This is a genomic window from Massilia sp. 9I (assembly GCF_902506415.1).
Taxonomy (GTDB): Bacteria; Pseudomonadota; Gammaproteobacteria; order Burkholderiales; family Burkholderiaceae_D; genus Telluria.
The window spans coordinates 572,641-594,239 of sequence record NZ_LR733275.1; the positions used below are offsets into that span (position 1 = coordinate 572,641).

General features: G+C 66.0%; 19 protein-coding genes. All 19 read right to left on the reverse strand.

Annotated elements, in window-relative coordinates; all coding sequences use genetic code 11:
* Window positions 1-13: 13 nt before the first annotated feature.
* The 19 genes from GV068_RS02585 to gmd all read right to left on the reverse strand — a co-directional run bounded on the left by GV068_RS02585 (window position 14) and on the right by gmd (window position 21,550).
* A complete protein-coding gene (locus tag GV068_RS02585; RefSeq protein WP_159695862.1) occupies window positions 14-1,144 on the reverse strand; it encodes a glycosyltransferase family 4 protein in 1,131 nt (376 codons plus the stop codon).
* A gap of 126 nt (window positions 1,145-1,270) precedes the next feature.
* Complete coding sequence (locus GV068_RS02590; protein ID WP_159695863.1) at window positions 1,271-2,488, reverse strand: glycosyltransferase; 1,218 nt, start codon at window positions 2,486-2,488, stop codon at window positions 1,271-1,273.
* A 112-nt stretch (window positions 2,489-2,600) separates the two neighbouring features.
* Entirely contained in the window at window positions 2,601-3,026 is a 426-nt protein-coding gene (locus tag GV068_RS02595; RefSeq protein WP_159695864.1) for a hypothetical protein, read from the reverse strand.
* Between the two features lie 3 nt (window positions 3,027-3,029).
* The gene (locus GV068_RS02600; RefSeq protein WP_159695865.1) at window positions 3,030-3,428 is read right to left on the reverse strand and encodes a hypothetical protein; all 399 of its coding nucleotides are present in this window, start codon (window positions 3,426-3,428) and stop codon (window positions 3,030-3,032) included.
* Between the two features lie 96 nt (window positions 3,429-3,524).
* Complete coding sequence (locus tag GV068_RS02605) at window positions 3,525-4,463, reverse strand: cation diffusion facilitator family transporter (RefSeq protein WP_159695866.1); 939 nt, start codon at window positions 4,461-4,463, stop codon at window positions 3,525-3,527.
* 3 nt (window positions 4,464-4,466) lie between these two features.
* Entirely contained in the window at window positions 4,467-5,327 is an 861-nt protein-coding gene (locus GV068_RS02610; RefSeq protein WP_159695867.1) for a beta-1,6-N-acetylglucosaminyltransferase, read from the reverse strand.
* Window positions 5,328-5,423: 96 nt separating this feature from the next.
* Window positions 5,424-7,658, reverse strand: a complete 2,235-nt coding sequence (locus GV068_RS02615; RefSeq protein WP_159695868.1) for a DUF4962 domain-containing protein — start codon at window positions 7,656-7,658, stop codon at window positions 5,424-5,426.
* A gap of 293 nt (window positions 7,659-7,951) precedes the next feature.
* Entirely contained in the window at window positions 7,952-8,749 is a 798-nt protein-coding gene (locus GV068_RS02620; protein WP_159695869.1) for a glycosyltransferase family 2 protein, read from the reverse strand.
* Window positions 8,685-9,950 carry a glycosyltransferase family 4 protein gene (locus GV068_RS02625; RefSeq protein ID WP_159695870.1) on the reverse strand — a complete coding sequence of 422 codons (1,266 nt, stop codon included), beginning with the start codon at window positions 9,948-9,950 and terminating at the stop codon, window positions 8,685-8,687. Before GV068_RS02625 ends, GV068_RS02620 begins: the two co-directional genes overlap by 65 nt.
* A 106-nt stretch (window positions 9,951-10,056) precedes the next feature.
* Entirely contained in the window at window positions 10,057-11,577 is a 1,521-nt protein-coding gene (locus GV068_RS02630; RefSeq protein WP_159695871.1) for an oligosaccharide flippase family protein, read from the reverse strand.
* The gene (locus GV068_RS02635) at window positions 11,577-13,043 is read right to left on the reverse strand and encodes an O-antigen ligase (RefSeq protein WP_229463618.1); all 1,467 of its coding nucleotides are present in this window, start codon (window positions 13,041-13,043) and stop codon (window positions 11,577-11,579) included. The genes GV068_RS02630 and GV068_RS02635 overlap by 1 nt, the downstream gene beginning before the upstream one ends.
* Before the next feature lie 26 nt (window positions 13,044-13,069).
* On the reverse strand, window positions 13,070-13,825 hold the full coding sequence (gene epsI, locus GV068_RS02640) for an exosortase-associated protein EpsI, B-type (protein ID WP_159695872.1): 756 nt from the start codon (window positions 13,823-13,825) through the stop codon (window positions 13,070-13,072).
* Entirely contained in the window at window positions 13,822-14,778 is a 957-nt protein-coding gene (xrtB, locus tag GV068_RS02645) for an exosortase B (protein WP_373888399.1), read from the reverse strand. Before xrtB ends, epsI begins: the two co-directional genes overlap by 4 nt.
* Window position 14,779: 1 nt before the next feature.
* The gene (epsG, locus tag GV068_RS02650) at window positions 14,780-15,649 is read right to left on the reverse strand and encodes a chain length determinant protein tyrosine kinase EpsG (RefSeq protein ID WP_159695873.1); all 870 of its coding nucleotides are present in this window, start codon (window positions 15,647-15,649) and stop codon (window positions 14,780-14,782) included.
* A 51-nt stretch (window positions 15,650-15,700) separates the two neighbouring features.
* Window positions 15,701-17,107, reverse strand: a complete 1,407-nt coding sequence (gene epsF, locus GV068_RS02655; protein ID WP_159695874.1) for a chain length determinant protein EpsF — start codon at window positions 17,105-17,107, stop codon at window positions 15,701-15,703.
* A 220-nt stretch (window positions 17,108-17,327) separates the two neighbouring features.
* Window positions 17,328-18,116 (reverse strand): polysaccharide export protein EpsE, encoded by a 789-nt coding sequence (epsE, locus tag GV068_RS02660; protein WP_159695875.1) that lies wholly within the window; start codon window positions 18,114-18,116, stop codon window positions 17,328-17,330.
* 44 nt (window positions 18,117-18,160) lie between these two features.
* Window positions 18,161-19,228: an EpsD family peptidyl-prolyl cis-trans isomerase gene (locus tag GV068_RS02665; RefSeq protein ID WP_159695876.1), complete on the reverse strand. Its 1,068-nt coding sequence runs from the start codon at window positions 19,226-19,228 to the stop codon at window positions 18,161-18,163.
* A 163-nt stretch (window positions 19,229-19,391) separates the two neighbouring features.
* Window positions 19,392-20,429 carry a GDP-L-fucose synthase gene (locus GV068_RS02670; RefSeq protein WP_229463620.1) on the reverse strand — a complete coding sequence of 346 codons (1,038 nt, stop codon included), beginning with the start codon at window positions 20,427-20,429 and terminating at the stop codon, window positions 19,392-19,394.
* Between the two features lie 5 nt (window positions 20,430-20,434).
* Entirely contained in the window at window positions 20,435-21,550 is a 1,116-nt protein-coding gene (gene gmd, locus GV068_RS02675) for a GDP-mannose 4,6-dehydratase (RefSeq protein WP_159695877.1), read from the reverse strand.
* Window positions 21,551-21,599 lie beyond the last annotated feature (49 nt).

Consider the following 21,599-nt stretch of genomic DNA (forward strand, 5'->3'; position numbering starts at 1 on the left):
CTTACCGTTGCGTTCATCTCTTCCCCCCGCTTTGCGAAGTTGCCGCGATGCTGTCGCGCAATTGCCGATACACCGCTGAAATTTGTCCGATCACGACGCCGGACTCGAATTCTTGCTCGATCGTGGCGCGCGCACGCGCGCCGAGGCGCCGACGTTCTTCGTCGTCGCCCAGTAATGTGCCGAGGGCTTGCGCCAGCTGTTCCACCTTCCCGGGTTCGATCATCAGGCCGTTGTCGCCGTCGCGCAGCGCATCCGGGATGCCGCCGACGCCCGTGCTGACCACGGCGTTGCCGGCAGCCATGGCTTCCAGCAGCGCCATCGGCAGGCCTTCGGCATGCGAAGGCAGGCAGAAGATCGACGCGCGCGCCAGTTCGTCCGCCTTGCGCTGGGCCGTCACCCAACCCAGTTCCTCGATGCGCTCGAGCACGCCGGCTTCCCTGGCGCGCCGCTTGACCGCCTCCAGCTCGCCCTGCCCGCCGATTGCCAGCTTCACGTGGGGAAAACGGTCCTTCAGCAGCCCCAGCGCATCCACCAGTTCATAGATGCCCTTGCGCGGCTCGACCTGGCCGAGGAAGAGGATGCGGCCCGGCTCAGACCGGTCCGCCGCGAGCGGTGGCACCGGCACCGAGTTCGGGATCACGACCACCCGCGCATGCGGGGCAAAGCCGGTCAGGAAATCCGCCCAGCGCGTCGACAGCGCAATCACGACGGAACTCTGTTCCAGCGTATGCCGGATCCAGCGCCGCATTAGCGGACTGGAGCGCTCGATGAAGCTGTCGAAGCAGGCGCCGTGCAGGTGGAACACCGTCTTCGCGCCGCTCGCGCGGGCCAGCGCCAGCAGTACCGACTTGCGCACGAAGCTGCCGTTCGAGGCCGCATGGGCATGCACCACTTCCGGACGGCGCGCCAGCGCCGCCAGGGTGCGCAGCAAACCCTTGAAGAAGGCGCCGGCAATGGCCACGCGGGTGCCTTCGGCATGGGTCGGCACGTAGCAGACGCCCTCGCGTTCGAACAGGCCGTTCTGGCGCAGCAGCGAAACGACGGTGGCGACACCGCCGCGTCCGCCAGGCTCGGTCCCCAGCATGAGCACCCGTGGCGAGGCATGCGTCGCCGCTGGCGCTGCTGGTGCCGATGCCCGGTTCATGCCATATGCCTTTCCTTCAGGTGCCTGCAATCACGTTTGCAAAATAGAAATTCTTTTGGATGGTACAACAGTGTTTTCTCCGATACGCGCACGATACGATGCCTGACGGACTTCAGTGTTGCTTTTTTAACTCGGTCGCGACAGAATTTTTGTGTATGTTTCTGCAACTATTCGACCCAGAATAGCATAGGTGCGGTGGCTCCTGACGTACGCTGGGCCACCTTGCGCCAGCTCGGCGGACAATGCCGGGTCGTCCAGCAGGCGCTTGACGGCGGCCGCAAACGGGCCCGCCTCCATCGGCGCGCATAGCCCCGCACGGCTCTCGTCGATGACCAGCTGCTGGTCCGGGATGTCGTTGGCCACGCTGGGAATGCCCAGCGCCAGGTATTCCACCAGCTTGGTGGGCGAGGACACGTCGAACAGGGTGCCGCGCGGGATCGGCGACAGGCCGACCTCGGCCCGCACCGCATAGCCGAGCGCCGTCTTCTGGGGCAGCCAGCCGGTCAGCAACACGTGCTGCCCGATGCCGCGGCGGGCGATCTCGGCGCGCATCCAGTCCATCTCGTCGTTCGAGGCGGCGTCGCCAGCGATCACCAATAACAGGTCGGGCACGTCGCGCTTGAGGATCTCGGCCACGTCCAGCAGGAAGTCGGAGCGGCGCGCCTGGGCGATGCGGCCCAGGTAAAGGATCACGCGGCGCCCGTCCAGGCGCGGATCGTGGACCGGCTCCACCTTGCTGCGATCGAACAGGGTGGCGTCGACGCCCATCGGCACCGCCGTCATGCGGGTGCGGTCGAAACCCTTCCCCGCCAGCCAGTCGGCCATGGCCTCGCTCTGCACGAAGATGTGCCGCGCGCCCGGCAGCACAAGCTGATAGATGACGAAGCGCGACGCGGCGGCGCGCAGGACGTGGGCGAACCACTTCAGGCCCTTGCCGCAGCTGCCGATCTCGTCGCGCCGGACCTCGAAACCTTCCACGATCGGGAAGGACATCCAATAGACGAAGGGCACGCGCAGCACGGCGGCGGCCAGCCGGCCCAGCAGGCCGGAGGCGATCTTGTCGCGCACCTGGATGCAGTCGGGACGCCCGCGGCGGCGCGCGCGCAGCAGGCCGCGCAGGTCCCATAGGGGCGACAGGATGGCGGCGAAGCGCGATTTCAGGCTGCCCACGGTGTGCATGCCGCCGGCCGGCCATGGAGCGTCAGCCTCGCCGCCGGATTGCCCGACCAGTTCCGTGTTCACGCCATAACGCGGCATCTCGGCGCCGAACAGGGTCAGCACGTCGGCGCGCAGGGGCGGCAGCGGATCACGGACGATGAAGGCAATAGACAGGGGCTTGCGCATACGGTTCGGTTGGATCGGTCAGGCCAACCGATTCTAGCCCAGCATTTTTCACGCACGCTTAAGGACGATGCCGCTAATGTGCGCTGCAACACATCCGGGCGCAAAAACAGCGCTAGTCCTGGACTTTTCCCAGCACGAAACTGCCCAGCGGTTTGCGTCCCCAGCCGACCGCATCGTAGGAGCCGGTGATCATGGACTGCCCGGCCGTGCCGCTCAGGAACAGGTAGCCGTCGCATATGCGCGTCCTGCCCAAGGTCAGCTTGTTCCCCTCTATCAAATAGGCCAGGGGTTCGTTTAAAGGCAGGAACTCGTCTGCCCTCACATCGCGCGACTCGACAAGCACGCGCTTCCAAGCCCCACCCATGCAAGAGTCGGCAGGCTCGTTCGTGAAGCGGATGGTGGCTTCCACTTTCACCAGATGTCGCAGGTCGAACACGCGCAGCTGCCAGCGCGAATCGGGCTCTTGCGCCTGTGCTGCGCCCATCAGGCAAGTCAGTGTAGCGAGGACAAAAAAGCGACAGGTCGAAGAATGGTTCATGGCTCAATCGATGGCGTGTTGCAGCGGCCCCTTGAACTGTCTCGGGATCTGCGGCAACCTGCGGCGCGCTCTGCGCAGCAGGACGGAGGCGCGTGGAGCCGGGATGCCAGCTTTCAGTGCACGGAAACGCAAGGTCCTGCCGACATGCTCTGCCAGCGGTGCGTCCGGAAACTTTCGCCAGGAATTCTTACCCGTCTTGCGCACCACTGGATCCGCTTCCTCCAGACTTCGCGTCGCCTTGGCGGTTGCAATATTCTCGGCATGCCGTAGCGAACGGCTGGACAGGGCCTTACGTGTCGCAATCGCCTTCCGGCTTCGAGCACGTGACTCGCCGTAACCGTTGCGGCGGTCCTTTTCGTAGCCCAGCATCTTCTTCTCTTGGGGTGTCAGGAAGCGTTTCACGGGAAGCCCTTCATGGAACAGGTCGCCACAGGCGGCTGTCCAGTGTATCGGGAAGCCAGGCTTTACGGCAAGCAGGGGGACTCGCCCCCTCCCCGGTCAGCGCATCGAAGTGCGCAGCGCCGATGCCTCGAAGTATATCTGCTTGATTACCGGATGCTCCGCCGCCACCGCCGCCTCGATGCGGGCAATCGCATGCTCGACCTCGTCGATGCGCATGCCGCGGCGGAACTGGACCGAGGCTGCCAGCAGCACTTCCTCCGGCCCCAGCTGCATGGTGCGCAGGCTGGCCACGCTATCGAGCGCCGGCTCGCGCCGGAACAGTTCATACAGTGCCGCCAGCTGGTCGCGGTCGATACTCTCCCCCACCAGCAGGCCGCCGGTCTCGCGCGCCAGCATGAAAGCGGCGCCGATCAGCAGCAGGCCGATCAGGATCGAAGCAATCGGGTCGGCATACGGGTTGCCGAAGTAATGTCCGATGGCGATGCCGAGCGCCGCGATGACCAGGCCCAGCAGCGCGGCCGAATCCTCGATGAAGACCGTGAACACCGAAGCATCCTTGCTCGCGCGCACGGCCTGCCACAGCGTCGTGCCGGGCTTGCGCACGGCGTTCAGGGCCTTGCGCGACACGTTCCAGCTATAGCCTTCGAACAGGAAGGCCACGCCCAGCACGACGTAGTTCCACATCGGATCTTCCAGCGGCGGCGGGTTCTCCAGCGCGTCGATCCCGTGGTAGATCGACAGCCCGCCGCCCAGCGAGAACACGGACAGCGCCACGATTAGCGCCCAGAAGTAGAGCGACTTGCCATAGCCGAAGGGATGCTTGCGGTCGGCCGGACGGCTGCTGCGGCGCTCGCCCAGCAGCAGGAGGAATTCGTTGCCGGTGTCGACCGCCGAGTGGATGCCCTCCGCCACCATGGCGGCGCTGCCGGTGATGCCGGCGACGATGAACTTGGCGACCGCGATGCCGAGGTTGGCCACGATCGCGGCGTAGATGACTTTCTGGGAACCCTGGCGTGGCGCGTCGTCTTCGCTCATGGATCAGGCCGCGGCGCGGCTGTCCTTCCACTGGACCAGGCGCGGCAGCAGCTCGGCGCTGGCCTGGCTGTCGAGCTTGCGGCAGAAATGGGCGTTCGAGGCGCGGATGCGCTCGAAATCGGCAGCGTCCAGTACCTTCGGATTGCGCGCGCCCTGCTCCGGCCACTGCACGTAGCGGTAGTTGTCGGACAGCACGCGCTGCGCGAAGCGCGAATGCATGACCAGGGTCTGGAACAGCATCTCGTCCGGGCACTGGACGGTGCGGAAGAAGCGCAGCAGGCGCGGGTGGGCATCGATCAGCCGCAGCACTTCAGACAGGCAGTCGCGCGACAGGGCCCACCAGGAAGCGCCGCCGTGCGGCACGAAGCCGTCCGGCATGCGCCGCCGCCGGCCGCTCAGGCGCAGCACGCGGTTGGCCAGCGCGCAGGCCAGGCGCTCGAGGCTCCCACCGCCCTCGCGGTGGAAGAACTGGTAGCGAAAGCCCACGTTCCAGCCGCCGGGCCGGATCGGCGCGGTCTCCAGCAGTTCATGGTCGCGCAGGCGCTGGAGTTCGCGCTTGAGCAGCGCATTCGGCAGCAGCGGAAAATCCTGGGCTGACAGGAAGGTGAGCTTGTCGAAGTCCGGCTGCTCGCGCAGGATCTGGCGCAGCGACACCAAGGTCGCTTCGACCTGCGAATAGCCGCCCCAGCGCACGTCGATGCGCGGCGACACCAGGTGGGCCGACGGGTGCAGCGCGGCCGGATCAAGCGCGCTCTTGCGGTCGAGGTGGACGTAGACGTCGAAATCGGGGTCGCACAGCGCCGCGACCAGCGCGTTCAGCTGCTCGATGTCCTTGTGCGCACAGATCAGGAATACCTGCTTCATCCGCTTCCCAAAACGAAAAAGTCCCCCGCAGCGTGCGCCACGGAGGACTTCTTTATAGCATGGCGTGCAGCGGGAACGTCGCCCCGCTCAGCGGACTTAGTTCAGGCTCACCGTCTGGCCGCCCACGGTCACGGTACGCACCGAGCCCGAGGTCCCGACGCTCACGGTCGGCTTCTTGCAGCCGACGTCGAGCAGCACCAGGTATTCCGCAGTCGCGTTGGCGTCGGCCTTCAGGTAGAAGGCGCCGTGGTCTTCGATCACGTTGGTCTTGGCGCCCGGGCCGATCCACTTGGCGAAGTTCGCGTTGGTGTTAATCGAACGCACGCACAGCGACTGCCCGCCCGCCTCCACCTTCACGTTCTGGCCGTTCTCGACCGACATGATGGCCGGGGTGTGCATGTTCCACTCGTAGGTGCGGGCCACGGTGCTGGACAGGCGGTCGCGCACCAGGATCGCATTGCCGGCGTTACGCAGGTGCCAGACCTGGCGCTTGGCCATGTTCAGCTGGCCGCCATACGACGGGGTCGCATCGCCTTCCGCATAGTCGTAGCTCGGCTGGGCGGTAAAGGCGGTGATCTTGCCGTTGCGCTGCAGCTGCTCGCGGTAGCCGTTCACCATCTGGCCCTTGCCGCCGTCGAAGGTGATCGCGTTCTGCGAACGGGTCTGGTGGTACCAGTCGGTCCAGTACGGCGAACCGTACCAGTCATACCAGCCGGCCTTGACCAGTAGCGGCTGGCCGGCGATCGACAGCAGCAGGCCGTTCTGGTCGCCATGGCTGTGGTTGAACGAGCCGTAGGGGCTGGACTTGAAGAAGGTCGAAATGCGCGCGCTCGAAGCGAGGTTGCTGTGCATCGCGACCCAGCCGACGGTCGGGTAGTACGCCGAATCCGACGGCGCCTGGTAGACCTTGGTGTCGGCCACCGGCAGCGGGTACTGGGCCTGCAGCAGCGACATCGCGTCTTCCATGCCGGTGGTGTTCTTCACGTACCAGGCGGCGCGCGGCGACCACATGCGCGAAGCAAAGGCGCGGAACACACGCGAGTCGGGCTTGGTTTCCGAGGCGTCGCCGAAGGCGTGCACGCGCGCGCCCGGCGGGGTGAATTCCATCGCGAAGTCGAGGAAGCCGAGGGTCCAGGGCTTGCCGAAGAAGTTCACGCCGGTGGCATGGGTGAGCGGATCCCACAGCGCCAGCAGGTAGCCGGCCGCGTATTCGGCGTAGGCGGTGCCGTTGGCATAGCCGCCTTCCGGGCCGCCCCAGGGGTTCGGGCTCAGTGCGTAGGCGCGGAAGGAGAAGTCGAACCAGGTCTGGGCTTCCGGGATGTCGCCCAGGGTCAGGGTCGAGATCAGCACCAGGAACACCATGCTGGTGTTGCCGTGCGAGTCGAACGGATACTGGTCGAGGCGGCCGTTGTCGCCGGCCAGGTTGTTATAGATGACGGTGGTGCGGGCCTTGATCGAGCCGAGCCAGCGCGCCTTGCGGGTCGCGTCCAGCGAGCTGCCGAGCAGGTCGACGGTCTTGGCCAGCCCCCAGGCGATCTGGCGCGTGGCCTGGTCCTGGTTCTCGTAGCTGGTCGGGCCGGTCGGATTGAGCGCAGCCAGTTCGTCGCCGCGGCGCAGGGCCTCGGTCAGGAAGGCGGCGTCGCCGCGCAGGCGGAAGGCAACGGCCGCCGCTTCCATCTGGCGGGTGGCTTCGTTGATGCGCTGGCGCACGTCGGTCTGCTGGCTGGCCATGGCGGCGGTCAGCGGCGAAGTGATCACGATCGACCAGCGCGCGTCCGACAGCGAGGGCACGGCCGTGGTCTGGGCCTTGACTTCGTTGGCCAGGCGGCTCAGGTAGGATTCGAGCGCGGTGCGCTTCTCGTAGTTCCAGGTCGTGGACGGGGTAAACGAGGCCGGGACCGAACGCGGACGCGGCTTGGCCAGGATGCGGGCGCGCACGGTGGCGTTGTCCGGCACTTCGAACACGTTCGAGCGGCTGGTGATCGAGAAGGTGCGCGCGCTCGACCATTCGTTGCTACCCACCGGGCGCACGCGCCAGGTGTAGTTGCCGAGGGCCAGGGCCTTGCTCGGCAGGTACCAGTTGCGGTCGACCACGACCTTGGTCGGGGTGCCGCCCACCGGCGTGATTTCGAGTTCGTAGGCGGCCGGACCGGTCGCGTGACGGGCCCAGGTGAAGCCCGGCGGATTCTGCGCCTGCACCTGGTTCATTTCGGGCTTGGCCTGGATGACCAGCGGGTCGGTCGACTGGACCCAGTCGGCACGCGCGTTGACGCTCGCGAACAGCGAGGCGAATGCGGCGGCCAAGACCAGGCCCTTACGATGAAATTCCATGTGGGTACTCCGAGAAAGAAATCTTGAAATCCATGCGCCACGCCGGGAATCCGACAGGGCTTGAGAGGAACGTTTGCTGCGCATGAGTGCGCTTACTTCACGGGGTTTATGCTACCCCAAAGTAAGTTGAACGCAGGCAAATTCTCCAAAGAAATCAAAGATTTTTAGCTTGCTTGGCAGAAATCCCACGACAAAAAATCAACTTTTGCCGAACAATATTTTCAGGGTTTTAACGGTTGTAAACCGCCTGAAAAGACAAAAGGGCAAAGCTGACAATTTGCTATCGAAATTGCTCAGGTGGCCGCGACGGCGCGCGACTCGGCCTGCAGTGCGCGCATCCGTTTCAGATAGCGCAGGCAATAAATGCCGAAAGCCAGTGGCGCCTTGTCCATGTGACGCCGGCGCACATTGAATTCTTCCTGGCGCGCCTTGACCCGGTTGGCCGAGGACACGCTGCCTTCATGGTCGCGGAACACGGTGAGCGGCTGGTCGATCATGGCCGGATGCGCCACCGCGCCCAGGCGCAGCCACAGGTCGATGTCCATGGCGTACTTGAGCTTTTCGTCGAAGTTGCCGACCCGCTCGAAGGCGGCCTTGCGCACGAACACCGCCGGGTGCGGGATCGAGCTGCGTCCGGCAACAAAGGAACGGTAGGAAAAGGCCGGCATCGCATACGGCGGCACCATCTTGCCGTCCTTCAGGACCTGGATATTGCCATAGGCCCAATCGACCGGCCTGCCGGCCGCGGCGGCCTGCTCGAACACGCGCTTGACGGTGGCCAGTACGTCGGGACCGTTGTAGTAGTCGTCCGAATGGAGGTGGGCGATGTATTCGCCCTGGGCGGCCTCGATGCCCTGGTTCATGGCGCGGCTGATGCCGCCGCCGACGTCGCGCAGCACCCGCTTCTTGCCCGGCTGGTCCGCCAGGTAAGCGGCAATCATGTCGAGGGTGCCGTCGGTGGAGCCGCCGTCCACGAAGATGTGTTCGAAGTCCTGGCAGGTCTGCGACTGCACCGAGGCCAGCGTGTCAGCCAGCGTGGCGGCGCTGTTCCAGGTGCACGTAACGATCGAAAAGGTTGGTTTGCTCTGCATACAACTCCAGTAAGCGAGGGAGAAGGCGCCCGGCATCGGCGCCGAAGCTCGGCGCCGGCGCGACCTGGCGCGGTGGCTCGGCGAGCTGGGCGCGCACGCGCTCGACCAGCTCGTCCATGGTGTCGGCCAGTTGCAGCTGGCCGTCGTATTGTTGATAAGCGGCCAGCTCGGGCGTGCCGCCGCGCGCCAGCGCCACGCACTGGCGGCCCAGCGCCAGCGCTTCCAGCACCGTGGTGCTGCAGGCTTCCTCGCACAGCGAGGGCACCACGCACAGGTGGGCGCGCGCGCTCAGGGCGAGGGCTGCGTCGTAGTCCTGCCAGCCGAGGAACTCCACCTGCGGGCTTGCATGGCGCGCCTGCAGGGTGGCCAGCAGCGGGCCGTCGCCGGCAATCGTCAGGCGCGCGTGCGGCGGGAGCCGTCCTTCGCTGGCAGCCAGGAATTCGCCGAAGCCCTTACCCGCATCGACGCGGCCGACCAGCACCACTTCGCCCGGCGTCGGCGCCGGCGCGCGCTGCGCCGCGCCCAGAAGGCGCGGATAGTCGACGAAGTTGTGGATCACGCGGCAGCGCGACAAGTCGGCATCCGGCACCGCGCGCAGGAACTGGCGGCGCAGGAAGCCGGAGACGAACACCGTCTTGTGGCGGGCAAAGGCGCGCGCGGTCTGGCTGCGGTAGCCGTTGACGGCGATCGCGGTCACGGTCTTGCGCATGCCGCCCGCCTGCCTGGTAATGCAGGCGGAACAGTCGCCCGGCACCAGGTTGTCGCACACGGCGTCGTCGCGGAAGCGCAAATGGGTCAGGCATTCGCTGCCCTGGTCGTGGCGCGTCTGCACATAATTGATGCCCTCCTCCACGTGCAGGCCGACCATGGGAACGTGGCCGTGGTAGTGCACCACGTCGAAACCGGGCGCGTGCTGGTTGATCGCGCTCGCGATCTTGCGCGCAAAGTAAGGACGCTTGAGCGGGTTGAACACGCCCAGCTGCAGCTCCTTCCATCCCGGCCGGGCGTAGTCGAAGCCGGGACGGAAATGGCCGCGAAAGCCGATCTGCTCGGCGCAGCGCTCCAGGCCACGGTCGTTTCGGCCGAGGATCTCGACGTCGTGGCCTTCGGCCAGCAGGCGGTTGGCAAGCGTGACCACGTGCTTGCCGAGGCCGCCGACCTTGTCGCCCGGTAGATCTTCCGACACCATCAGGATGCGCATGACATTCTCCGCAAGCTCGTTGTTCCTTTCACCTTCGGCAGATTCCTTTCACATCAGTTCCATGTTTATCGAAGCATCGTGGCCGGCCAGGCCTCAGCCGGCAGCCCTAGCCGGTCACTTGCCAGCGCGCCCAGCCCGCCTTCAGGCGCTCCCAGGCCATCAAGCGGTCTTCGCGCTCTATCACGAACAGCGCACCGTGCACGCCCAGCAGCAGCGTGGTCACCGTAAGGATGAACAGGAAGTCCCAGGCGCCGCGGTCGAACAGCTGCTCGGCGGCGGTGGCCGCCATCGCCACCAGCGCCACCCCGGCCAGGCCGGGCGCATAGCCCTGGCTGAACAGGCGGGCGAGCGTGGTCGGCACCGTCCGTCCATGCACGTAGCCCAGGAAGACGCAGGTGAAGAACAGCGAGCCGATCAGGTGTCCCCAGGCGGCGCCATCGATGCCCCAGCCGGCCACGCCGACCCAGACGATGCCCAGGCCGGCAAGGGCGCGGGTGACGGCGAACAGGCCGGACACGCGCGGGTGGCCCATGCCGTCGTTCACCAGGGAAGGCAGGCTGGTGAGCGAATCGATGAACTGCGACAGCGCCATCACGGCCAGCACGGTGGCGCCGTTGCGCGCAAATTCCTCGTTCATCCAGTAGCCGAGGATCTGGTGCGCGAACACCGCCACCAGCACCAGGATCGCGGCGTTCAGGAACACCACGTAGCGCGTGGCCTTCAGGTAGGCCCGGTCCAGGCGCGCCAGCTCGCCGCTTGCCGCCAGCGCGCTGGCGGCAGGGAAGAACACGCCGGACAGGCGGAATGTCAGGCTCAGCACGCGATTGGCGAGCGTGGCCGCCACCGTGAAATAGGCCAGTCCGGTGACCCCGACCAGGGCGCCGATGATCAGCTTGTCGGCGTGGGCATAGGACAGCGTGGCAAAGCGCGACAGGAAGGAGTAGGCCGAAAAGCCGAGCAGCGCGTTGCGGAAACTGCTGCCGGGCCAGCGCCAGCGCATGCCGGGCAGCAGGCGCCGGATCGCGCCCCACAGGATCACGCAGTGGATGCTGCTGGCAACGACGCGCAGAAGGATCACCTCGAACAGGCCGAAGCCGAGCAGCAGCACGCCGACCGTGGCGAGCGGCACCAGGGTGCCGAACACCATCTCCAGGCGCGCCGAGATGTCGTAGCGCATCAGCGACTGCGGCACGCTGTTCAAATAGCTCTGCAGCTGGCCGGCCAGGAAACCGAGCGCCGCCAGGCGCAAGGTAGCGGTGGCTTCCGGCACCAGCCCCTGCGGCACGGCGAACACGCCGCCCACCAGCCAGGCAGCGCCCAGGAACAGGCCCAGCGCGCCCAGCAGGCCGATGCCGGCGTAGGTCGCCAGGCCGAAAGAAATGGTTTCGAAGATGCGCTGGTCGTCCTTGCGCGCATTGTGCTCGGCGATGTACTTGACCGAACCGGCGGTGACGTTGATGTCGATGACGGCAAAATAGCCGACGATGGCCGTGACCAGCGAGTACACGCCGTAGCTGGCGTCGCCCAGGCCCTTGACCACCAGGGGCACGGTGCCGAGCATCACCAGCGCCGGGATGGCCGCGCCGAGCAGGTTCGACCAGGCGTTGCGGACGAGACGCAGGTTCATCAGGCGGGCACCAGGTGGGGACGCGGCATATAGGGCTTGAGCGCAGGCTTCACTGCCGGCGCCGCCTTGGACACCGCCACCGCCAGGTAAGGCAAGGCCAGGCAGATGGCCAGCATCTGCGTGGTGCGCACCTGCGGGAACGGGGTGCCGATCAGGAAGTCGGGAATCATGAAGGCGATCCCTGCCACCCCGGCCGTGGCCACGCCCAGCAGTTCAGGCGGCAATTGCTTGAGCGCGCGGCGCGCGAACAGCACGAAGGTGATGATGGTGCCGAACAGCAGGAAGGTGCCGACCAGGCCGCTCTTGAGCGCGATGTGCAGCGCCCCGCTATGCAGGAACAGGCCGCCGTCCGGGTTGTTCTGCCAGCTGATGTACTGGTAGCCCGTGTAGCGGCCCCAGGTGCCGATGCCGGTGAGCGGATTCGACAGGAAGTCGGCCAGCGCGAACTTCAGTTCCATCACCCGCTCGCTCTCGGGACCGAAGCGCTTCGATTGCATGTCGTACACCAGGCTCGACAGCCCTCCTCCGGCGCCCTTGGTCTGCGACAGGCGCTGCACCGCGACATAGGCCAGCGCCGCGCCGACCACCGGCAGGCCGGCCGTCATCACTTGCATGCGGCGCTTGATCGGGAACCGCATCATGATGATCAGGAAGGCCAGCATGAAGCCGATCCAGGCGCTGCGGCGGTAAGAGAGCAGGATGCACATCGCGGTCGACACCAGGGTCATCCATTCGATGGTGCGCCAGAACTTCGGGCGGTCGGTCTTGACCGTCTGGAACAGGTGCACGGCCGCGATGGCGAAGGCGATGGTGCAGACCAGGCTGTCGTTGATGTCGAAGAAGGTCAGGCGGATCTTGATCGCGTTCAGGTTGGCGTAGACGTTGTTCGGGTCCCCCCCGAAGGCGGCCCAGCGCACCAGCCCGAACAGCGAGCGGCACAGGCCGACGATCAGGATGAAGTGGGTCAGCTCCTGCAGGTGCTCACGGGTACGGAATGACAGCAGCATCAGCGAGATCAGCGGCGCCATCCAGATGATGTTCGAGAAGCCCTGCGGGGTCAGCGACTCCTTTACGGAGACGCCGTTCATCAGGCCGACGCCGACGTGGGCGGCCAGCAGCACCAGCCAGGCCCAGAACCAGGGCCGCAGGTTGCAGGCCGGAGTCGGGTAGCGCTGGAAAGTAGCGGCGACCCGGGCGCAGGCCCAGGCGCCCAGCACGTACCACAACACCAGGCCGAACAGCAGCACGCCAGAGCCGCGGCTGTAGATGCTGCGGCTGGCGAAGATCGCCATGTTGCCGTAGCTGGTGGAGTTCATGCAGAAGTACACCGCCAGGTAGGGATAGACCAGGAAGCGTGGCCAGACGATGCCGATGCCGATCCCCGCGACGGCGGCCACCGACAGGCCGATGACGAAGGCCCAGGGCAGCGAGTAATAGACGTACGGGATGATCGCGTTGATGTTCATTGCTTGGTAATTGCCTTATCTCTGCCCTAGCCTGCCTTGTGCGGCACTGCCGCGGGCGCGTGCGCCTGTGCCGCCCCGGCTGCCGCATCGGGCGCCGGAGCCAGGCCGGCGCCAAGCAGGCGGCTGCGGTCGCGCGGCGCCATCGTGCCCAGCATCTCGCCCACGAAGCGGTCCTGCACCTGGTAGGCCTGGGCGTCGTTGGCCTGGATGGTCGAGACCCGCACCAGCATGCCGTCCGGGATCTCGCCCGACAGGCCATAGGCCAGGCGGCGCAGCTTCTGCTGGATGCCGGCGCGGGCGGCGTGCTCGCCGATCGTGATCCAGTAGGTGATCGGCTCGTTGCGCTCGTGCAGTTTCGCCACCAGGCGCTTGACCGGCAGCTCGCCGAAGCGGGTCGGCAGCGCGCCCTCGTCTTCCTTCACCATCTGGAAGCCCTGGGCCACGTAGCAGACTTCGGGCAGGTGCAGCTGCAGCGCCTTGCTCTGGTCGCCGCCATAGGCGATCGACAGCATCACGCGCTGCCCTTCGCTGTTGACGTAGGTGCGCGACAGGGTCTGGTCATAGATCTTTTCCAGCACGCTCTGCTGCTCGGGATCGGGCGTGAGCGGCACCACCGAGGGGTCGATGCGCCAGTCGCCGAAGCGCTGCGGGATCATCTGCTCCAGGCTGAACTGCTCGTGGGCCTGCGGCACCCGCGCCTTGGGCGTGAGCGCGCCGGTCAGCGCCGAGGTGGCGGCCATGGCCACGCCCAGCACCAGGCTGATTGCGAAACGGCGGTTCATGTGGCCTCCTTTAGGACTGTCGGGCGCCCGCCGCGCGGGCCGCCGTCATTGCCGCCTTCGCGCCGCTTGATCCACCATTGCAGGCCGTTGTCGACCGCCAGGATCAGCACCAGCGCGGTGATGAACAGGACCATGCCGGCAAAGCCGTGCAGGAAGCCCTGCCCGGCCGCGTCGCCGTAGTAATAGGTGATCAGGGTCAGGGTGATCACGCGGATGACGTTGGCCGAGAACGAGATCGGGACGATCAGGATCGCCAGCGTGATGTTGCGGAAGGCCGAGGGGTGGCGCATCAGGTTCAGGTAGAACAGGCCGAGCGCTTCCAGCGTCAGGAGGGTCTGCAGGCCGGCGCAGGCATCGGCCACCAGCAGCTGGTACTGGCCGATCTGCAGCACCACGCCGGAACGCGAGATCGGGTAGCCCAGCGCGAACAGGATGTGCTCGACGGCCCAGGACACCGCCATCTTCATCGGCATCGTCACCGCCGCCACCAGTTCGCTGGGCAGCGGCACCATGAACAGCATGAAGAAGAAGGGGAACCACAGCACGCGCAGGGCGCGGCCGCCGAACTTGAGCAGCACCACGGCCGCCGCCACCACCAGGATCGAGGCGACCTCGAACATGAGGATTTTCTGCGAGCGGCCCAGCAGGTGGAACATCAGGCCCACGGCCAGCACCGGCCAGCCGGTCCAGCTGCCGACGGGCGTGCTGCCTACCGCCGCCATCATTTCCGGCCACTTGCGCCAGATCAGCCAGATTGCCAGGAAGAAGATGATCGGGCCGTGTCCCTGCTCTTCGCCGATCCAGGCGCCGGTGAACAGGTCGTAGAAGGTCGGTCCGAACAGGATCGCCAGGCCGGCGATGACGGGCCACCATTCAGGCAGCGCGCCGCGCAATGCGCCCGTCCAGTCTTGCGGCATGCCTGCCGCGCTCTCCTTGCGTGCCGCCGTCGCCATCTCAGAACTCCACCACCACCGAGCCGACCACTTCGGCTCCGGATTCGGCCATCTGTTCGGCCATGCGGCTGACGTGGGCGATCCGGGTACGGTGCTTGCAGGCCACCAGCAGCACGCCGCCGGCGCGCCCGGCCACGGCCAGCGCGTCGGCGCCGCTTGCAAACGGCGGCAGGTCGTACAGCACCACGTCGTAGCGCGACTCGAGCTGGGTATTCAGGTTGCGGAAGCCTTCGCGCGCCAGCAGTTCCTGCGGGTTCGGCGGCAGGGTCCCGGCCGGCATCAGGGACAGGTCGACGAAAGCCGGCACGCGCTGGATGACGTCGAGGTCGGCGCGGCCGGCCAGCAGGTCGGACAGGCCCTGGCGCGGCTTGACGCCGAACATCTCCTGCTGGCGCGGGCTGCGCAGGTTGGCGTCCACCAGCAGGGTCTGCTCGCCCAGCTGGGAGAACACCACCGCCAGGTTGGCCGCGAACAGGCTGGAACCGTCTTCCGGGGTCACGCCGGCGATCGCCAGGGCGCGCCGGCCGCGTGCGAACCAGCGCAGCATCAGCTGGCTGCGGATCGCGCGCAGCGCCTCGACCTGGGGCGAGAACGGATCGTAGGCGGCGACCAGCTTGGGCGACAGGTTGGCCTGGCCTTTTTGCAGATAGGGATAGGAGAACTGGCGCGCCAGCACCTGCTGGATATCGTCCTCGCTCACCAGCCCCAGGCGCACGGCGGCTTCGCCGAAGCGGATCCCGAGGTCTTTCTGCATGCGCAGGACGCGCTCGGCGCTCTCAGGGGTGAGTTTGCCGGAATCGAGCAGGAGCGCGCCCATGCTCGAATCAGCATGTTGGCCGGTAGGCAACGCGGATAGCACGGATGAATTCATGGTCTGGTCCTATTCTTGTATGAGAGCGCGCGCCTCGTGGGCGCATGGCTCTCAGTTCAGCCGCAGCAGGCGGCGCGGGGTCATCAGCGCGCGGATGCCGCCGGTGCGCGGGCGCTTCATGCGCCACTCGATGGTGCCGAGCACCGGGATGCCCAGCATGTCCTTGACGTCGCCGGTGGAGCGCACCGGACGGTTCAGCAGTTCCAGCAGCAGCGCCAGGCCGACGCCGAGGATGGTGCCCAGCAGGATCGACACCAGGGTGTTGAGCAGCACGCGCGGGCCGCTCGGGGCGGTCGGCGGCACCGCCGGGTTCAGCACCGAGATGTCGGACTGTTCGGACTGGGCCTCGATGCGGGTCTGCGAGAAGCGCTGGCTGGCCGAATCGAAGGCGCGCTGGGCGCTGTCGAGGTCCTTCAGCATCACGCCGAGTTCGTCGCGGGTGCGGTTCAGCTCGAGCACGCGGGTCTTCTGGGCGGCCAGTTCGGCGCGCAGTTCGGATTCGCGCTGGCGATAGATCTGGGCATTGGAGCCGACGCTCTTGGACACGCTGCCCAGGGCGGCGTTCAGTTCGGCGCGCATCTTGCCCACTTCGGCGCTGGCGGACTGGTAGGCCGGGTGGTTGCGGCCGTAGCGCGAGGCGGCTTCGGCCAGCTTGGCTTCGCCGCTGGCCAGGCTCACGCGCAGGCTCTGGACCAAGGCGTTGTTGGCGACGTCGGGCGAGCCGACGCCGTTGGCCATGCTGGCGCGCGAAGTCGCTTCCATGGCCTGGGTCTGGGCCGCGACCAGCTGGGCCGACAGGTCGTTCAGGCGGGAGAGCTCGACATCAACGCGGTTGTTGTCGAGGCTGACGATGCCCTTCTCCTGCTGGTACTTCGACAGGCGCGCCTGCGCGGCTTCCAGGTTGTCGCGCAGCTGCTTGGTCTGTTCGTTGAAGTAGGACGAGGCCTTCTTGGCCGGCTCGGTCTTGAGCTGGACGCTGATCTTCTGGTATTCGTCGGCGAAGGCATTGGCGACCGCCGCGGCAAAGGCCGGGTCGGCGCCCTTGAAGCTGATCTCGACCACGCTCGATTCGCGCGAGGGCATGATCTCGAGTTTCTTCAGCAGCAGGTCGGCCAGCCAGTCGCGCGCCGTGCCCTTGCCTTCGTTGGCTTCGCGCCACTGGGCCTGCACGGCCGGGCTCGAGGCGAGGCGCAGCGAGTCGACCACGCGCAGGGCCACGTTCTTGCTGCTGATGATGTCGATCTGGGTCGCCATATAGCCCGGCATCAGGTTGCCCGGCATGGTGAGTCCGCTCACCGGGTCCACGCCCTTGTAGTTCAAGAGCACGGATGCGGTTGCCTTGTAGGTCTTCTGCTGCATCAGGCTCCAGCCCAGCGCGAGCAGGACCGTGACCAGCAGGGTCGACAGGATGATCTTCTTCCTGGCAAGAAGAATCAGCAGGAATTGATGAACGTTCATGGCCTTACCTTTGCATCAGATGCCTTGACAGCGGGGTGGACAAAACGGGCGATTCAATAAGTCTTTAAAGCTTTTTACAACGGGTGAACAGTGTTAGCCGATTGGTGCCGAGAAACCGTAGCGAGCGGAAGCGCTGGCGCTCGAGAAGCGCAGCTGTACGTGATGTACAGCGAGCATCGCAGGGCGTCAGCGCGACGCGCAGTAGGTTTATCGGCATCAATCAGAACCAGCTCTCACGTACAACAATGACATCGTCGACTTGAACGGGGTCACTGGCTTTGACATTGATCGTCACCGGGTTGCCGCTGGCATCCTTGCGGGTGATCTTCATGCCGTTATTGCTGCCACGCATTGAGAGGCCGCCGCCGGCCGAGACGGCCTGCTGGACGGTCATGCCGCGCTCGAGGCGGAACGGACCCGGACGCTGGACTTCACCAGTGACATAGGCACGCGGGGCGCGCTCGACGTAGATGATGTCGCCGCCGGCCACTTCGTAGTCCTTGTTCAGCTCGCCCTTGCGGACCATGTCGACTACGTCGATGGTTTCGCGGGAGGTAGCGCCGTTGCGGGTGCGCACCAGGCTGATGATGTCGCCGCCGTCGCCGTGGATGCCGCCGGCCATCGCCAGCAGGTCGAGCACCTTGCGGCGCCCTTCCACCGCGTAGCGCCCCGGGCGGTTCACATAGCCCAGCACCGAGACCTGCTGGCTCGCCAGCGTGGTCACCAGCATGTTGACCTGGGCCTTCTTGAGGTAGCCGCCCTTCTCCAGCATGTCACCGATCTTCTTTTCCGCAGCGGCCACCGACAGGCCGCCGACCGCCACCTGGCCCAGCAGCGGGAAGGTGATGTTGCCGCTCTCGCTGACGCGCGTTTCCAGCGACAGGTCCGGGCTGCCGTAGACCGACAGCTTGACCACGTCGCCCGGTCCCAGCAGCACTTCGGCAGCGCCTGCAACGCCCATGCTCAGCACCAGCGCAGCGGCCATCATCCACTTGACGAATCGTTTCATGATCGCTCCTTCACTCCTGTTGTTCGAATTGGTCTGTGAGTCGATTACTTCAGGCCAGCCACGCCACGGTCGAGCGCGGCTTTGTCGGCCGGCGCGCCGTTGTCGGCTGCCGGGGCGACCGAACCCTGTCCGGCCGGCGCCATGGCAGGCTCGGCCCCGGCGACCGCGGTGGCGGCCGGATCCGCCGCGCCCGGCGGAGCGCCTGCCGGCGCGGCATTGGCCGGCGCATTCGGGCTCGGTGCGTAATCCTTGTTCAGGTAGGCAATCTTGGCGGTGCCGCGCAGGCGCTGGATCTCGGCGGCGGCCGCTTCCTTCTGCTTCTTGTTCATCAGGTACTGGCCGATCTGCGGGCCGGCGATGGCGAGCGTGACGGGGGCGTCGCGCACTTCGGCGATCGAGATCAGCATCGCGCGGTCGCCTTCTTTGACGGCGAACAGCTGGCCCTTCTCCATCGACAGCAGCTTGGCTGACAGCTGGGGATTGAGGTCGGCGGTGCTGCGCGTGACCTGGGCGCGGCCGTACTTGATGTTGCGCGCGTCGAGCAGGACGGCGACTTCTTCCAGCGACTTGGCCTTGTCGGCGGCGGCGCGCACTTCCGGGGTCAGGTCGTTCGCGGCCAGGATCAGTTCGTTCATGGCGAACTGCTTGCGGTTGGCGAAGAACTGCGGGTTCTTGTTGAAGTAATCCTCGATCTCGGCCGGTGCCGGACGCACCGGCTCACCGAGGCGCTTCTGCATGTAGGCCTGGGCGATGATCAGGGAGCGGGCGCGTTCGATGGCCTGCATCACCTTCGGGTCACGGTCGAGCTTTTCCTTGGCAGCCTCGCTTTCCAGAAGTTCGCGGTCGATCAGCGCTTGCACGACCTGCTTGCCGGCCGTCTGCTGCTGCGGGGCCGGCACGCCCAGGCGCTGCAGTTCTTCGTTGAGCTGCAGCACGGTGATCTCTTCACCGTTGACGCTGGCCAGGGCCTGGCCCGGCTTCGATTCCTTGGGGGCTTCGTCCTTGTTGCAACCGGCCAGGGTTGCCGCGCACAGCACCAGCGCCGCTGCGGACAGCAGGCGCCGGGAGCTGGGGAAGGAAGTTTGGTTGGCTGCCAAATGGAAGGTTTTCAAGATAGTTTCCTCGACGTTGGTTAGCGGGAAAACCCGCCTTGTTCCTCTTGTTATTCCGCTTTTTTCATTCGAGACCCAGGACTGGATCAGGACTCAACCATTCTGGGTTCCGCACGATTCGTTCTCTGTTCGTCAATTAACAAACTGCTACCGGCCGACACAATCACGCCGCCGCCCGCGCCGAGGCGCCGGGAGTACGTCCCAGCAACTCCGCCGGCACATCGTGCGGACTCGCTTCCGCTTCCTCGTCCTGCTGCGCGACGAAGGCTTCGTAGGCGCGCCGCAGGCCTTCCTGCAGCGGCGTGCTGGCGCGCCAGCCGAGCGCGGCCAGCTTGGACACGTCGAGCAGCTTGCGCGGCGTGCCGTCCGGCTTGGAGGCATCGAACACGATGTTGCCGCGGTAGCCGACGGTCTCGCCCACCAGGCGCGCCAGTTCCGCGATGGTGACGTCCTGGCCGGTGCCGACGTTGATGTGCGAATGCATCGGGTCGGTGTTCGCCGCATACACGTCCATCGGCAGGTTCATCACGTAGACGCTGGCGGCCGCCATGTCGTCGACGAACAGGAACTCGCGCATCGGTTTGCCGCTGCCCCAGATCACCACTTCCGGCGCATCGTTGACGCGCGCTTCGTGGAAGCGGCGCAGCAGGGCCGGGATCACGTGGCTGTTTTCCGGGTGGTAGTTGTCGCCCGGACCGTAGAGGTTGGTCGGCATCACGCTGCGGTAGTCGGTGCCGTACTGACGGTTGTAGCTCTCGCACAGCTTGATGCCGGCAATCTTGGCCATGGCGTAGGGTTCGTTGGTCGGCTCGAGGATGCCGTTCATCAGGTATTCCTCGCGGATCGGCTGGGCCGCCAGGCGCGGATAGATGCAGGAAGACCCGAGGAACAGCAGCTTGTTGACGCCGGCACGCCAGGCTTCGTGCACGACGTTGGCTTGCACCATCATGTTGTCGTAGATGAACTCGGCCGGATAGGTGTTGTTGGCGTGGATGCCGCCCACCTTGGCCGCGGCGAGGTAGACCTGGTCGATTTGTTCGGTACGGAAGAACTCGCGCACCTGGGCCTGGTCGGTGAGTTCCAGTTCATGGTGGGTGCGGGTGACGATGTTGGTGTGGCCCTGGGCGCGCAGGACACGCACGATGGCCGAGCCGACCAGGCCACGATGGCCGGCGACATAAATACGAGGCTGATTATTCAAAACGCTTACTCCAGTGAAAGTGCAACGTTGTAGCCATGCGATGCGAGCAGCTTGTGGCGGCGCGCCGTGTCGAGGTCGTGCGCCACCATCTCCTGCACCATCGCTTCGAAACTTGTCGAAGGTTCCCAGCCGAGGCGCTCGCGCGCACGGCTCGGGTCGCCAAGCAGGGTCTCGACCTCGGTCGGACGAAAATATTGCGGATCCACCGCCACGATCGGCTGGCCGACCGCGACGCCCGGCGCCTTGTCGCCGGTAACGGATGCGACCAGGCCGCGTTCCTCGACGCCCTGCCCTTGCCAGGCGATCTCGATGCCGAGCTCGCGTGCCGCCACTTCGACGAACGCGCGCACCGAATACTGGCGCCCGGTCGCGATCACGAAGTCTTCGGGCTTGTCCTGCTGCAGCATCAGCCATTGCATGTGGACGTAGTCGCGTGCATGGCCCCAGTCGCGCAGCGCATCGAGGTTGCCCAGGAAAAGCTGGGGCTCCAGCCCCTGGGCGATGTTGCTGAGCGCGCGCGTGATCTTGCGGGTGACGAAGGTCTCGCCGCGGCGCGGGGATTCGTGGTTGAACAGGATGCCGTTGCAGGCATACATGCCGTAGGCCTCGCGGTAGTTCACGGTGATCCAGTAGGCGTACAGCTTGGCGACCGCATACGGGCTGCGCGGATAGAAAGGCGTCGTTTCGCGCTGCGGGCTTTCCTGCACCAGGCCGTAGAGTTCGGAGGTGGAGGCCTGGTAGAAGCGCGTCTTCTTTTCCAGGCCCAGGAAGCGGATCGCTTCCAGCAAACGCAGGGTGCCGATGCCGTCGACGTCGGCGGTGTATTCGGGGGATTCGAAGGACACGGCCACGTGGCTCATCGCGCCCAGGTTGTAGACCTCGTCCGGCTGCACCTGCTGCAGGATGCGGGTCAGGTTCGAGGTGTCGCTGAGGTCGCCGTAGTGCAGGAAGAAGCGCGGATTGTCGGCGTGCGGATCCTGGTAGATGTGATCGATGCGCCCGGTATTGAACAGCGAGGCGCGGCGCTTGATGCCGTGGACCTCGTAGCCCTTCGCGAGGAGCAGCTCCGCCAGATAGGAACCATCCTGGCCGGTCACGCCGGTAATCAGTGCTTTCTTCATATTCTTTTCCCTGCGTTTTTCCGCCCAGAACCAACAGCCAACACCGGTC

What these genes read in the sequence shown, in the direction of transcription:
- GV068_RS02585 (WP_159695862.1), bottom strand. Translation starts at nt 1,144, where the DNA reads ATGAACCGGGCATCGGCACCAGCAGCGCCAGCGGCGACGCATGCCTCG.
- GV068_RS02590 (WP_159695863.1), bottom strand. Translation starts at nt 2,488, where the DNA reads ATGCGCAAGCCCCTGTCTATTGCCTTCATCGTCCGTGATCCGCTGCCG.
- GV068_RS02595 (WP_159695864.1), bottom strand. Translation starts at nt 3,026, where the DNA reads ATGAACCATTCTTCGACCTGTCGCTTTTTTGTCCTCGCTACACTGACT.
- GV068_RS02605 (WP_159695866.1), bottom strand. Translation starts at nt 4,463, where the DNA reads ATGAGCGAAGACGACGCGCCACGCCAGGGTTCCCAGAAAGTCATCTAC.
- GV068_RS02610 (WP_159695867.1), bottom strand. Translation starts at nt 5,327, where the DNA reads ATGAAGCAGGTATTCCTGATCTGTGCGCACAAGGACATCGAGCAGCTG.
- GV068_RS02615 (WP_159695868.1), bottom strand. Translation starts at nt 7,658, where the DNA reads ATGGAATTTCATCGTAAGGGCCTGGTCTTGGCCGCCGCATTCGCCTCG.
- GV068_RS02620 (WP_159695869.1), bottom strand. Translation starts at nt 8,749, where the DNA reads ATGCAGAGCAAACCAACCTTTTCGATCGTTACGTGCACCTGGAACAGC.
- GV068_RS02625 (WP_159695870.1), bottom strand. Translation starts at nt 9,950, where the DNA reads ATGCGCATCCTGATGGTGTCGGAAGATCTACCGGGCGACAAGGTCGGC.
- GV068_RS02630 (WP_159695871.1), bottom strand. Translation starts at nt 11,577, where the DNA reads ATGAACCTGCGTCTCGTCCGCAACGCCTGGTCGAACCTGCTCGGCGCG.
- GV068_RS02635 (WP_229463618.1), bottom strand. Translation starts at nt 13,043, where the DNA reads ATGAACATCAACGCGATCATCCCGTACGTCTATTACTCGCTGCCCTGG.
- epsI (WP_159695872.1), bottom strand. Translation starts at nt 13,825, where the DNA reads ATGAACCGCCGTTTCGCAATCAGCCTGGTGCTGGGCGTGGCCATGGCC.
- xrtB (WP_373888399.1), bottom strand. Translation starts at nt 14,778, where the DNA reads ATGGCGACGGCGGCACGCAAGGAGAGCGCGGCAGGCATGCCGCAAGAC.
- epsG (WP_159695873.1), bottom strand. Translation starts at nt 15,649, where the DNA reads ATGAATTCATCCGTGCTATCCGCGTTGCCTACCGGCCAACATGCTGAT.
- epsF (WP_159695874.1), bottom strand. Translation starts at nt 17,107, where the DNA reads ATGAACGTTCATCAATTCCTGCTGATTCTTCTTGCCAGGAAGAAGATC.
- epsE (WP_159695875.1), bottom strand. Translation starts at nt 18,116, where the DNA reads ATGAAACGATTCGTCAAGTGGATGATGGCCGCTGCGCTGGTGCTGAGC.
- gmd (WP_159695877.1), bottom strand. Translation starts at nt 21,550, where the DNA reads ATGAAGAAAGCACTGATTACCGGCGTGACCGGCCAGGATGGTTCCTAT.